Annotated in this window: 13 protein-coding genes and 1 pseudogene; 7 read left to right on the plus strand and 7 right to left on the minus strand. The window is 63.8% G+C overall.

Annotated features, from left to right (window positions below; translation table 11 throughout):
* Nucleotides 1-4: 4 nt before the first annotated feature.
* Nucleotides 5-736 carry an NUDIX hydrolase gene (locus AQUI_RS0123610; RefSeq protein ID WP_027259733.1) on the plus strand — a complete coding sequence of 244 codons (732 nt, stop codon included), beginning with the start codon at nt 5-7 and terminating at the stop codon, nt 734-736.
* 93 nt (nt 737-829) lie between these two features.
* On the opposite strand, the gene AQUI_RS0123615 is transcribed toward AQUI_RS0123610, so the two are convergent.
* The 3 genes from AQUI_RS0123615 to AQUI_RS0123625 are packed head-to-tail and all read right to left on the minus strand — an operon-like array spanning nt 830 to nt 2,864.
* Nucleotides 830-1,732 carry a DMT family transporter gene (locus tag AQUI_RS0123615; RefSeq protein ID WP_027259734.1) on the minus strand — a complete coding sequence of 301 codons (903 nt, stop codon included), beginning with the start codon at nt 1,730-1,732 and terminating at the stop codon, nt 830-832.
* 18 nt (nt 1,733-1,750) lie between these two features.
* On the minus strand, nt 1,751-2,665 hold the full coding sequence (locus AQUI_RS0123620) for a fatty acid desaturase (protein WP_027259735.1): 915 nt from the start codon (nt 2,663-2,665) through the stop codon (nt 1,751-1,753).
* Nucleotides 2,658-2,864, minus strand: a complete 207-nt coding sequence (locus tag AQUI_RS0123625) for a DUF2061 domain-containing protein (protein ID WP_027259736.1) — start codon at nt 2,862-2,864, stop codon at nt 2,658-2,660. The genes AQUI_RS0123620 and AQUI_RS0123625 overlap by 8 nt, the downstream gene beginning before the upstream one ends.
* A 114-nt stretch (nt 2,865-2,978) precedes the next feature.
* Here AQUI_RS0123625 and AQUI_RS0123630 point away from each other — a divergent pair, with 114 nt between their 5' ends.
* On the plus strand, nt 2,979-3,839 hold the full coding sequence (locus AQUI_RS0123630) for a helix-turn-helix domain-containing protein (protein WP_027259737.1): 861 nt from the start codon (nt 2,979-2,981) through the stop codon (nt 3,837-3,839).
* A 114-nt stretch (nt 3,840-3,953) separates the two neighbouring features.
* Nucleotides 3,954-5,019: pseudogene (locus AQUI_RS28695) on the plus strand (IS30 family transposase).
* A gap of 144 nt (nt 5,020-5,163) precedes the next feature.
* Here AQUI_RS28695 and AQUI_RS0123640 read toward each other — a convergent pair.
* The 3 genes from AQUI_RS0123640 to bcoG form a co-directional block, all read right to left on the minus strand.
* A complete protein-coding gene (locus AQUI_RS0123640; protein WP_027259738.1) occupies nt 5,164-5,922 on the minus strand; it encodes an SDR family oxidoreductase in 759 nt (252 codons plus the stop codon).
* Complete coding sequence (locus tag AQUI_RS0123645; RefSeq protein ID WP_027259739.1) at nt 5,919-7,391, minus strand: carnitine 3-dehydrogenase; 1,473 nt, start codon at nt 7,389-7,391, stop codon at nt 5,919-5,921. Before AQUI_RS0123645 ends, AQUI_RS0123640 begins: the two co-directional genes overlap by 4 nt.
* A gap of 107 nt (nt 7,392-7,498) precedes the next feature.
* Nucleotides 7,499-8,416: a 3-dehydrocarnitine:acetyl-CoA trimethylamine transferase BcoG gene (bcoG, locus tag AQUI_RS0123650; protein WP_027259740.1), complete on the minus strand. Its 918-nt coding sequence runs from the start codon at nt 8,414-8,416 to the stop codon at nt 7,499-7,501.
* A gap of 133 nt (nt 8,417-8,549) precedes the next feature.
* Here bcoG and AQUI_RS0123655 point away from each other — a divergent pair, with 133 nt between their 5' ends.
* Nucleotides 8,550-9,533, plus strand: a complete 984-nt coding sequence (locus tag AQUI_RS0123655; protein WP_027259741.1) for a GlxA family transcriptional regulator — start codon at nt 8,550-8,552, stop codon at nt 9,531-9,533.
* 125 nt (nt 9,534-9,658) lie between these two features.
* On the opposite strand, the gene AQUI_RS0123660 is transcribed toward AQUI_RS0123655, so the two are convergent.
* Nucleotides 9,659-10,702: an aldo/keto reductase gene (locus AQUI_RS0123660; RefSeq protein WP_027259742.1), complete on the minus strand. Its 1,044-nt coding sequence runs from the start codon at nt 10,700-10,702 to the stop codon at nt 9,659-9,661.
* A 122-nt stretch (nt 10,703-10,824) separates the two neighbouring features.
* Here AQUI_RS0123660 and AQUI_RS0123665 point away from each other — a divergent pair, with 122 nt between their 5' ends.
* From AQUI_RS0123665 to AQUI_RS32370, 3 genes are read left to right on the plus strand one after another with little or no spacing between them, the layout of a single operon-like run.
* Complete coding sequence (locus AQUI_RS0123665; RefSeq protein ID WP_027259743.1) at nt 10,825-11,226, plus strand: rhodanese-like domain-containing protein; 402 nt, start codon at nt 10,825-10,827, stop codon at nt 11,224-11,226.
* Between the two features lie 21 nt (nt 11,227-11,247).
* Nucleotides 11,248-12,042: an alpha/beta fold hydrolase gene (locus AQUI_RS0123670; protein ID WP_027259744.1), complete on the plus strand. Its 795-nt coding sequence runs from the start codon at nt 11,248-11,250 to the stop codon at nt 12,040-12,042.
* Nucleotides 12,043-12,098: 56 nt separating this feature from the next.
* The gene (locus AQUI_RS32370) at nt 12,099-12,332 is read left to right on the plus strand and encodes a hypothetical protein (protein ID WP_027259745.1); all 234 of its coding nucleotides are present in this window, start codon (nt 12,099-12,101) and stop codon (nt 12,330-12,332) included.
* Nucleotides 12,333-12,461: the final 129 nt, after the last annotated feature.

Raw genomic sequence — 12,461 nt, forward strand, 5'->3', positions numbered from 1 at the left:
GACGATGAGCGACACATTTATCTGTGGTAAGACCACCACCGACAAAACCGCCATCCGCAATGCGGCAACGGTGATTGCCATGCGCGGCCGGATGTCCGATGACCCGCAGGTGCTGATGGGCCAGCGCGGCGCCAAGGCGGCCTTCATGCCAAACAAATTCGTCTTCCCCGGCGGTGCCGTGGACGTGGAGGACGCGCAAGTCCCTCTGGCCTCGCCAATCCCGCCCGTCTGCCAGGAACGCCTCGCAGACAAGGCGCCCGCTGGGGTGCACCATGCTCTCAGCGTCGCAGCGGTGCGCGAGCTGTGGGAGGAAACCGGCCTGATCCTGGGGGAACCAGGTAAGTGGCAGGGAGACATTCCCGAAGACTGGCAGGAGTTCGCCGCCACTGGCCATGTGCCATCAGCCAAGGCGATGCAATTCGTGTTCCGCGCCCTCACCCCGCCGGGCCGTCCGCGCCGGTTTGATGCGCGGTTCTTTTTGATTGATGCCGATCAGATCACCGGCAACCTGGATGATTTCTCCCGCGCCGCGGATGAGCTGTCGCATCTGCAGTGGATCCCGCTCAGCCAGGTGCGCAGCTTTGATCTGCCCTTCATCACCGAGGTGGTCCTGGCCGAAGTCACCGCCCGCGTTCGGGACGCCGAGCCACCGCAGAGCGTGCCCTATTTCCACAACAACGACGAAGCCAGCCTGTTCCTGCGTCTCAAAGGCTACCCGATGCCCGCAGACGGGTAACGTTTCCCGGCCCGGGAAACGTCCCGGAAAACGCGTGTTTTCCGAGCCGGAATTATCGCATAATTCCGGCAGCCTTGCGGCAATCGCAGTCGTTCAAATGGCCAGCACCAGCGCCAGGATTGACAGAACCAGCAGTCCCATGCCTATCAGTTCCCGGGCCGTGACCTTCTCCTTAAAAAACAGGATTGAGGCCAGCAGCGACAGCAGCAATTCCACCTGCCCCACCGCCTTTACATAGGCCGCATTCTGCAGCGTGAACGCCCAGAACCAGCAGAACGACCCGCCCATGCTGGTCAGCCCCACCCAGACCGCTACCCGGCGGGCGGCCCAGACCCGGGCAATCTCGCCCCTGTCCCGCAGGCCCAGCCAGGCAGCCATAAACAGCGTCTGCAAGCTGACTACCGCCGCCAAGGTCACTCCGGCGCGAAAGACCGGCTCCAAATCTCCCAATTGCAGGGAAGCGCCGCGGTAGCTGACCGCGGAAAAGGCAAACAGCACCCCCGACCCCAGCCCCAGCTTCGAGGCGCGGTTGGTCAGATGCCGCCACCAGGGGCCGGCTGCGTCCGGCGCCCGGGACAGAACCAGAACCGCCGCCAGCCCGATCAGGATCGCCACCCAGCCGCCAAAGGAGACCGGATCGCCCAGAACTGCCAGCCCGACGATGGCAGTCTGGATGACTTCGGTTTTCTTGAAGGTGATCCCCACCGCAAAATTGCGCTGCTTGAACAGGGCAACCACGCAGACCGTTGCCAGGATCTGTGCGGTGCCGCCAATGGCGGCAAACATCCAGAACTTCGGTCCCGGCTCAGGCAGTGCTCTCCCGGTGACTGCCATATACACCGCCAGCCCTGCCAGAATGAACGGCGCCGAATAGACAAACCGGGCGAAGGTGGCTCCGCCCGGCGACAAGGTTACGCTGCTCAGAACCTTCTGCAGCATGAACCGCACGGTCTGAAATGCGGCGGCGGCAATCGATACGGGAATCCAGGCTAACATGCGCCCGCTTATGCGCCTTTACTCTCCCTGCTGCCAGAGCGGATGCGGCACCGGGTCCTTGGCCCGCAGCAGGTAGTTGCGGAAAACCTGCATGTAGTTGCGATAGAAGTAGCCATCGTTGGCCGCCAGGAAGGCTTGCTTACGGGAATGATACAGCCGAGGCAGTGCATACCAGGGCACGCCCGGATGCATGTGATGCACAACATGCAGGTTGTTGTTCAGGAACAGCAAGGCCAAAGGCCCCTTGTCCTCGATGACCACAGTACGGCCTTTGGCGGAGTCATGCGCCCGGTGCTCCAGAAAGGTGCGGATCTTCAAGAGCCCCAGTCCCAGATAGGCACCCAGCACCGCAGCCCACAGCGGCGCCGGCGACTGCAGCACCACCCAGATCACCGGTACCAGACCCAGAACATGTAAAACCCAGTCCCGCGCGATGCCCGGCGCGCCCTTGCGCGCCCGTTTCCAATCGCCCGCCATGAAGCAGACCTGCCCCATAAGCGGCCCCAGCAGCACCCGGCCCAGCAGTGTGTTGTTGATCCGCAGCAGTCCCTTGCGCCAGCCCGGCAGCTTGGCCCAGACCGCCGGATCCTGGAAATTACTCTCCGGATCATCATAGGGATCGGTCAGCCGCTCATCCTCGTGATGCGCCAGATGGGTATCGCGGAACCGGCCATAGGGGATCGCCAGGCTCAGCGGAAAGAACATCAGCGACTCGTTCAGCCAGCGGCTGCGGAACGGATGCCCATGCAGTGCCTCATGGGTCAGCGAGGAATGCAGCGCCGCCATCACGCCCAGCGCCAGCACCGTCAGCCCCAGACTGACCGATGGCAGCAGCCACAGCGCCGCTAGCCAGCCGCCATGGCAGGCCAGGATCAGCGACAGCGTGCACCATTCCACACCGCGAGGCATGTATTCCCTGCAGCGCTCAGACATGGCTGCGCCCCCAGGTGATCTTTGCCCAGGCGCGCTCGTAGATGAGATAGATGGTGAAACCGATGGCGGTATTGACCAGTGCCATCATCCCGCCTGCCTTAACAGATCCGGTGGCGATCAGCCCCACCAGCGTCATTGTCGCCAGCCCGAGGATGTTCCAGACCACCGCCTTTACGATTGAGCGCCTGCGCGTTTCCATTCTGCCTCCGGATAAGTTCTGCTAAGTGCTTGTTCCCAAACTACCGCAGCCGCGCCCTGTTCAGAATTCCGAATGTAGTTAACAAAATACAGCAAATGTGATAATTTCAAACACATGATAGAAAATATAGACAAACGTCTGCGGGCTGAGCAGTTCCGGCAAAGACTGAACCGGGCGCTGCGCGACAGCGGCCTCAGCCAAAGCGCCCTGGCCCGCGCAGTCAGCGTCGACCGCTCTACCATCTCGCAACTCTTGACGGACGAGGGCGCGCGCCTGCCCAACGCCCATGTGGTCGGCGCCTGCGCAGGCGCCCTTGGGGTCTCTGCCGACTGGCTGCTCAGCCTCTCCGACCGGCCCGAAAGTGCGGCGGAATTGCTGGCCTCCAGCCTCACCCTCTCTGAGGCGCCCCGCGCCTTGGTGGATGAGCGAATCTTTGACTGGCACCAGGAAGCCGAAGGCTACAAGATCCGTCACGTCCCCGCCGCCCTGCCCGACATGCTGAAAACCCGCGCTTTGCTGGAGTGGGAATACGCGCCGCATCTGGGCCGCACCGCCGATCAGGCCATTGGCGCGTCTGAAGACCGCCTCACCTGGATGCGCCAATCACCGTCCGACTATGAAATCGCGATGCCGCTCTATGAGCTCGACAGCTTTGCCCATGGCGTGGGATATTACGAAGGCCTGCCGCTGGAGGTCCGGCTGGAACAGCTCACCCAGTTCGAACGCCTCTGCGAGCAGCTTTACCCCCGCCTGCGCATCTACCTGTTTGACGCCAAGCGGCTTTATTCCTCACCGATCACCCTCTTCGGCCCGCTGCTGTGTGTGTTCTACGCCGGCACGCATTACCTGGCCTTCCGCGACAAGGAGCGGATTGCGACCTTCACCAGCCATTTCGACAATCTGGTGCGCGAGGCGGATATCACGGCGCGGCAATTGCCGGGGCGGCTCAGGGCGCTCAGGGCGGCGATTTCCTGAACGTTCCCGCAGGGGCGCCGGAATTATGCGATAATTCCGGCTTGGAGGGCGCGCGCTCCCCCTAACTGCGACTCTTGTTAGAAAACAGCATGTTGCCTGACGAGAGGAAACGAAATGGGAGCTGTTTACAGCCAGCTGAGTATCGCGGAACGACGCAAGATTGAACGCTGGAGGCATGCGAAGGTCCCTGTGAACGAGATGGCGCGTGCCCTCGGGCGCTGCAGATCGACGGTATTCCGGGAGTTGAAGCGGAACCATTTCTCGGATCCCTGCCTGCCGAAATGTGATGGCTGTTATGGCGCCGCAGCCCAGCTGATGGCGGCCGGCCGGCGCGCGAGGCAACGCAAGCTGATCCGTCATCCGGAGTTGTGCCGCCGTGTCGTCGAGCGGCTGAAGAATGGCTGGATGCCAGAACAGATCGGCAACCGGATGATCCATGAAGGCGCCAGGCTGCGGGTCTGCCAGGAAACCATCTACCGCTACATCTATTCCAAGGAAGGTATGGCGCAGGAGCTTTGGTGGTATCTGCCTGCCCACCGTACGGCCCGCAGGCCGAGGCGGGCCCGCAAGCGCCAGAAGGCAAAATTCCATCGTGATGCCAGTATCCTGTTCCGGCCCGGCGCCGTAGCGCACAGGCGTCAATCCGGCCACTGGGAAGCAGATCTTATGCTGGTCGAACAAAGCCTTGGACAGTCCAGCGCGACCTCAATGGTTGAGCGCGTCAGCCGCTTCACGGTTCTCTTAAAGAACCCGGACAAGCGTATCAAACCGGTTATGCCTTGCCCGTCAGGCGATTGCGAAGCCATCTGCCGAGAGGGGCAAGATCATGAAAGCAAGCAGCGACTTGCCTCTGGCTGCCCGCAAATCCATCACTTTCGACCGCGGCACCGAATTCGTGTCCTGGCCGCATCTGCAAGCACAGACCGGTACGCAGACTTGGTTTTGCGACCCCTCCTTGCCTTGGCAAAAGGGCACGGTTGAGAACACCAACCGGCGGGCCCGGCGATGGCTTCCGCGGAAGCAAGATATCCGGCAGCTCTCAGATCACGACATGAAAGTAATTTGCGACCGCCTTAACAACACGCCCCGCAAATGCCTTGGGTGGAAGACGCCCGCGGAGGTCTTCAGAGAGAAGATGATGGAAGAACTGGGCCGCTCCCCCAACCCTCAGAGGCAATAGGTGCCGCGGTTCAGGTGTCGCTCACAGAAACACATGTTTTCCGGGACCTTTCCCGCGCCGGGAAACGTTACCCGCCTAAGGCACAGGAAAGGCGAAAAGGAAAACGCCCCGCCAAGTGCGGTCTCCGTTCTATTGCAACCGGCTTCACACCTTCGGGTCCGGGTTCACCGTATGACCGTCCACGGCAATAACCTGCCCCGACACCAGCCGCGCCGCGTCCGAGCCGAGGAACACCGCCATATTGGCAATATCGCCGGCCTCCACAAACCGCCCCATCGAGGTTCCGGAGGCATAGCCCGCATAGACCTCGTCCCGGGTCATTCCCTTGACCGCCGCCTCGCGTTCCAGCACGCCCTCCATCCGCGGCCCTTCCACCGCGCCGGGGCAGACCGCATTGGCGCGGATGCCAAAGGGGCCAAGCTCCATCGCCAATGTCTTCATTAGCCCGATCACCGCCCATTTCGCCGAAGCATACGGCGCCCGGTTGGGATAGCCGTACTGCCCCGCGGTCGAGGACGTCACGATGATCGACCCGGCCTTCGCCGCCTTCATCAAAGGTGCGGCATACTTTGCCGCCAGAAAGCAGCCCTCCAGGTTGACGCTGACGCATTTGCGCCAATCCTCTAGCGCGATATCCTCAATCAGCGCAGTCGGCCCGGCGACACCTGCATTGGCGCAAAGCACATCCAGCCCGCCCCAGACCTCGGCGATCTCCGCAAACAATGCCTTGACCCCGGCCTCGTCGGTGGCATCCACCGCTGTGCTGCGCCAGCCTGCCGGTACATCCGCCAGCGTCATGGCACTAACATCTGTGACCCAGACCTGATGCCCGGCGGCGGCAAAACCCTCTGCCATCGCCCACCCGATGCCGGAACCGCCGGCGGTAACCAAAACCCGGCTCATCTCGGCGCTCCGATCGCACGGCCCAACCCGTCCGGCACCGGCAGTGCCGCATGGGCTTCGGCCAACTTCACCAGATTGGCCTCGATATGCGGCGCAGGCGGGGCGGAGCGCCGGGTCGCAAGATCCACATGCAGCAGCATGTGCTCCCCTGTCGCCAGCAGCCGCTCGCCGGAGAACATCTCGTGCCACAGATGCATCTTCTTGCCCGCGCCCATGATCACCCGGGACCGCACCTGGATCGGATCGCCCGCATGCACCTCGTCAATATGGCGGATATGGGTCTCGGCGGTGAAGTAGCTGCCGCCATTGGCAATATACTCCGCATCGCAGCCGATGATTATCATCAGCCGGTCGGTGGACTGGGCAAAGGCATCCAGGTACCGGCTCTCGGTCATATGGCCGTTGTAATCAGTCCAGTCCAGCGGCACCACGCGGCTCTGGGTCAGCACCGGCTGGCTCAGATCTTCCAGGTCGTCAAACAAGCGCACCAGCCCGGCCTCGCCTTCGCGGCCAAAGTCATGGGCATTCTGCAGCGCACCCGCACCCCAGCCGTTGTTGCCAAGGGCCCGCATCATGCCGACCAGATTGTCGTCGCGGATCTGCTCCATCTTGCGGATCGGCAGATGGCCGGATTGCGCATCCGACTGGCCTGCGATCAGATCCACCAGCTCGTCATTGAACTCGGGCACATCCATCAGCTTGGTCCAGGGCCACGACAGGCAAGGGCCGAACTGCGCCATGAAATGCTTCATCCCCGCTTCGCCGCCCGCAACGCGGTACGTGTCAAACAGCCCCATCTGCGCCCAGCGGATGCCAAAGCCGTAGCGGATGGCGTTGTCGATCTCCTCGGTGGTGGCAATGCCGTCCTTGACCAGCCACAGCGCCTCGCGCCAGACCGCCTCCAGGAACCGGTCTGCCACATGCGCGTCGATCTCTTTCTTCAGATGCAGCGGGTACATGCCCAGGCCCGAGATGATCTCCTTGGCCCGTTCAATCACACCTGCCGGATTGGCCGCCGTTGTGACCAGTTCCACCAGCGGCAATAGGTAGACCGGGTTGAAGGGATGCGTCACCACGATCTGCCCCGGCGCTTCGCGCCCGTCCTGCAATTGCGACGGCTTGAAGCCGGAAGTCGAAGAGCCGATCACCGCATCCGGCGCGCAATGGGCCTGCAACTGCGCATAGACCTTCTGCTTCAGATCCAGCCGCTCCGGCACGCTCTCCTGAACCCACTCCGCGCCGTCCACGGCTTCGGCAATGGTCTCGTGGAACGTCAGGCTGCCCTCTGCCGGCAGCGCCACATTGCCCAAACCGGGCAGAGAGCGCCGCGCATTGCCCAGCACTTCGCTGATCTTGCGCTCCGCCTCCGGGTCCGGGTCGAACACCCGCACATCCCAGCCGTTCAGAAGGAACCGCGCGGCCCAGCCGCCGCCGATTACGCCGCCGCCAATGATTGCTGCTGTTTTCATCTGCTTCCCTTTGAGAGCCGCCCGGCTCTTCTTCTGGCCCAAAATATCCTGGGGGCTTGGGGGCCAGCCCCCAATTCCTCCAATTCAACGAAACCGCTGGTCGCCGCTTACTGCGCCGCCGGCGCGCGCTTGGTCAGCCCCAGCTTCTCGCGCACCTCCGCCGGTCCCATCAGCTTGCTGCCCATGTTCTCGATGATGGTGCCAGCCCGCTCCACCAGCTGCCAGTTCTCCGCCAGCTGGCCTTTGCCCAGCCATAGGTTGTCCTCCAGCCCGACCCGCACATTGCCGCCCGCCAGAACAGACGCCGCCACATAGGCCATCTGATCCCGGCCCAGCGAGAACGCCGACCAGTTCCAGTCCGCCGGCACATTGTTGACCATCGCCATAAAGGTGTTGAGGTCATTCGGCGCGCCCCAGGGCACCCCCATGCACAGCTGCACCAGCGCCGGGCTGTCGAGAATGCCCTCTTTCACCAGTTGCTTGGCAAACCACAGATGGCCGGTGTCGAACGCCTCAATCTCCGGCTTCACACCCAGATCGGTCATCATCTGCCCCATCGCCCGCAGCGCGCCGGGGGTGTTGGTCATCACGTAGTCGGCCTCGGCAAAGTTCATGGTCCCGCAATCCAGCGTGCAGATCTCCGGCAGGCACTCGGCAATGTGCGCCACCCTCTCAGAGGCACCGATCATGTCGGTCGCTGCCTCATTCACCGGAAACGGGTTCTCGACCCCGCCAAAGACGATATCGCCGCCCATGCCCGCGGTCAGGTTCAGAACCACGTCCACCTCCGCGTCGCGGATCCGCTCGGTCACTTCACGGTACAGCGCCAGATCACGGCTTGGCACCCCGGTCTCCGGATCGCGCACATGGCAGTGCACCACGGCGGCGCCAGCCTTGGCCGCGGCAATGGCGCTGTCGGCGATTTGCTTGGGCGAACGCGGCACATGCGGGCTGCGATCCTGGGTACCGCCAGAGCCGGTCACAGCACAGGTAATGAAGACGTCCCGGTTCATTTCCAGAGGCATTTTTATTTTCCCTTCAATGTACAGGGTTTTGCCGCGGGTTATCCCCAGGCTCTTCCCCAGATTCTGATTTGCGCTGGCAGCGACTCTGCCTCAGCCTTTTGCAGCATAGTTTACACCAGGCGAATCGAAGTTGATGAAATCCGCAAAAAACATCCTCCAGCCCGAGCATCAGCCGCTGAAAACCGCGGTGCTGGTCTTGGATGAATGCAACACGCTGTCCTTTGCGGCTGCCGTTGACCCGATGCGCGCCGCCAACCGGCTGGCCGGGCGGGCGGCGTTTGACTGGGATTATGTCAGCGCCACGAATGAGCCGCCGATGCTGACCAGCGGCCTTACCGTGCCCAGCTTTCCGCTGGCCCGGCTGCAGGGCTGCGAGCTGCTGATCATCGTGGCCGGCTTCCAGCTGGCGCGCCATGCCACCCCCAGCCTGTTAGCGGGTCTGCGCCGGATTGCCGCCACCGGCGCCACCATTGCAGGCATCGACGGCGGCCCCTGGCTGATGGCCGAGGCCGGGCTGCTGGACGGCCATCCGGCGACCAATCACTGGGAGGATCTGGAAAACTTCGCCAGCCGCTTCCCCGAGGTTGACGTCCGCAACGACCGCTTCACCGTCTCCGATGGCCGCCTGACCTCGGGCGGCGCCACCCCGGCGATCGAGATGATGCTGCATATCATCAGCGCCCGCCACGGCGCCGGCTTTGCCGCTCGCGTCGCCGGGCTGTTCCTGTATGACGGCCCCGCCGCAGAACCGCGCGCCCAAAGCCGCCTGGGCGGCCACAAGCACAACGCGCTCACCGCCAAGGCCAATGCGCTGATGGAGGCCGCCCTGGACGAGCCGCTGCCGCTCAGCGCGCTGGCCGAAACCCTCGGCACCAGCCCGCGCAGCCTGCAGCAGCAGTTCCGCTTGCGGCTCAATACCACGCCGCAGGACCACTACCTGCAGCTGCGCCTGGCCGAGGCCCGCCGCCTGGTCACCGACACCGATCTGCCGCTGATGGAGGTGGCGATTGCCACCGGCTTCACCTCGCAATCGAGCTTCGCCCGCGCCTTCCGCACTGCGCATGGCACCTCGGCCCGCGACCTGCGCCAGGAGCAGGCAAGGCCCACCGCGCATTGACCGGAACGCCCGCGGTCAAAGCCGCCGCAAAAGCCAGAATCTCTTTCACCTGGCTGGAAATATCCCGGGGGTGAATTGGCCATAAGGCCAAGAGGGGTCGGCGCCTCTCCCCTTGCCGCCGCCGCTCAATACGGCATCGGGTGCGCCCGGTGCGCGGCGTTGATCTCATCCAGCACCTCCTGGCTCAGCTCCAGCTCCACCGATTTCAGCACATGCTCCAGCTGCGGCATATGGGTGGCACCAAAGATCGCCGAGGCCATAAACGGCCGAGTCCGGCACCAGGCCAGCGCCATATGAACCGGATCCAGCCCGTGCCGCTTAGCAATCTCCAGATAGGCCGACACCGCATCGTAAACCCGCGGGCTGTGGCGACCGCCCAGTTCCGGGTTGATTGCTTTGCGCGAGCCTTCGGGCACTGCCCCGTCCTGATACTTGCCGGTCAGCAATCCGGTGCCCAACGGCGAAAACGCCAGCAGGCCCACATCCTCATTGACGCTCAGTTCCGCCAGATCGGTGTCATACATCCGGCAGACCAGGGAATATTCGTTCTGGATCGACGCCACCCGCGGCCCGCCTCGCGCCTGCGCGATCCGCAGCCATTGCGCGGTGCCCCAGGCGCTCTCATTGGACAGGCCAAAGGCGCGGATGGTGCCGCGCGCCACCTCGCGCTGCAGCGCTTCCAGGCAGTCCTCCATATTGGCCAGCGTCTCTTCCCGGTTCTGGCCCGAGGGGTCATAGCTCCAATTCTGCCGGAACATATAGCTGCCCCGGTTCGGCCAGTGAAACTGGTAGAGGTCGATGTAATCGGTCTTCAGTCGCCTCAAGGACTCCTCGATCGTAGGCGCGATGGTCCTGGAGGAAATCGCCGCCCCGTCGCGCACATGCTGCATCCCCGCGCCGGAATGCTTGGTTGCCAGGATGTATTCGCCCCGCCGCCCTGTCTGCGCATTCCAATTGCCGATGATCCGCTCGCTGTTGCCCAGGGTCTCTGCACTCACCGGATTGACCGGATACATCTCGGCGGTATCAACAAAGTTCACGCCGCCCTCCAGCGCGCGGCCGATCTGCGCATGGGCCTCGGCCTCCGGCGTCTGGGTGCCGAAAGTCATCGTGCCCAGGCACAGTTCGGACACCATCATGCCGGTGCGTCCCAATGGGTTCAGTTTCATGCCGCGCGCTCCCCTGTCCTGGATTTGCCTGCGACCCTAAGGCCCTGCCCGGGAAGTGCAAGCCGCTTGCACATAGGCGGCAAACCGGCCAGCCTCTGTGCAACTTAAGGAAAGGATACCCGATGCCGCAGACCATAACCAAGGGCGTCAAGGCGCTGCTGGCCGAGGCAAACAGCCTCGTCGAAACCATGGCTGTCGAGGAGGCCAAGCAGAAGGTTCTGGACGAGGATTACGTCTTCATCGACCTGCGCGACATCCGCGAGCTGCAGCGCAGCGGCATGATCCCCGGCGCGTTTTCCTGCCCGCGCGGCATGCTGGAATTCTGGATCGACCCGGACAGCCCCTATCACAAGCCGGTGTTCAATCAGGACAAAACCTATGTGTTCTACTGCGCCAGCGCCTGGCGCTCGGCGCTCAGCGCCAAAGCCGCGATTGAGATGGGTCTGAAGCCGGTTGTGCATCTGGAGGGCGGCTTTACCGAATGGGCCAAACAGGGCGGCCCGGTTGCCCCCCGCGAGGGCTAAGCACAGCCGGAGTTTTACCGGATGAAACCGGTCTCCCGCACCACCCGGCGGCACGGCGCCCCGCCCTTCACGGCTGCCGTGCTGCATGGCGGCCCGGGTGCGGCCGGAGAAATGGCGCCTGTGGCGCAGGAACTGGCGACCCGCGGGCATGGCGTGCTGGAACTGCTGCAAACGGAAGCATCCATTGCCGGACAGATTTCCGAATTGCGGCAGCAACTGGAGACAGCCTGTACCGGCCCGGCGGTTCTGATCGGCTTTTCCTGGGGCGCCTGGCTGGCCTGTCTGCTGGCGGCCCGGCATCCGGCGCGGGTCTCAAAGCTGGTGCTGGTGGGCTGCCCGCCGTTTACTGCCCGGCACGCCGCAGGTATCGAAACAGCGCGGCGGGCCCGTTTGCAGCCTGCAGAATGGCAGCAATTGAACGCCTTACTGCACGGTTCCGGCATGGAGACGGCGGCGGGACTGGCGCAGGCCTTGCACCTTCTGGAGAAATCGGAAGCTTGCAAACCGCTGCCGGATCTTCCCCGCCCCGCCATTTCTTTTGACCGGAAGATCTTCAACCGCGTCTGGCCGGAGGCTGCCGACTTGCGCCGGTCCGGCGCTTTGCTGCGCGAGGCGACCAGGATCCGTTGCCCGGTTACGGCGCTTCATGGTGATCACGACCCCCACCCGGCAAATGGCGTGGAGCTGCCATTGCGCAAGATCCTTCCGGATTTCAGCTTCCGCCTGCTGCAGCGCTGCGGCCACAAGCCCTGGATTGAGGACCATGCGAGAGCTGTTTTCTTCCAGGCGCTTGAGGACACGCTTGCCCTGACCTGACGGCATCTGTGCTGGCCTGCCGCAAGCCCGGCCTGGCTCAGCGCTTAAGAGCAAAAATGGAACACGCATCTTATTCTCATGCCGGCTCACCTGCTCATCCGCCGCCGCCACAGATCCCGCCCTTGTGGCTGCCGCCGCCGCAAGGCGGCAAGCAGCTGAACCCGGACGGGATGGCGGAATTTGCCGGCCCCGCCCGGGTCCTGTTCGTGCAGGCGGCCCGGACCGAGGATCAGCTTTGGGCCATGGAGGAAGCCTTGCGCAGCGGCGCTGGTGGCGGCGGAACCGGCTGAGCCGCCCGCCATCACCCCGGTGCGGCGGCTGCATCTGGCGGCAGAGGCAGGCGGGCGCTTCGGCCCGGCGCCGTTGGGCCTGTTGCTGCCCCCTGGCGCAGGCGGCGCCCAGGGCATCGAAAGCCGCTG

The organism is Leisingera aquimarina DSM 24565, assembly GCF_000473165.1.
Taxonomy (GTDB): Bacteria; Pseudomonadota; Alphaproteobacteria; order Rhodobacterales; family Rhodobacteraceae; genus Leisingera; species Leisingera aquimarina.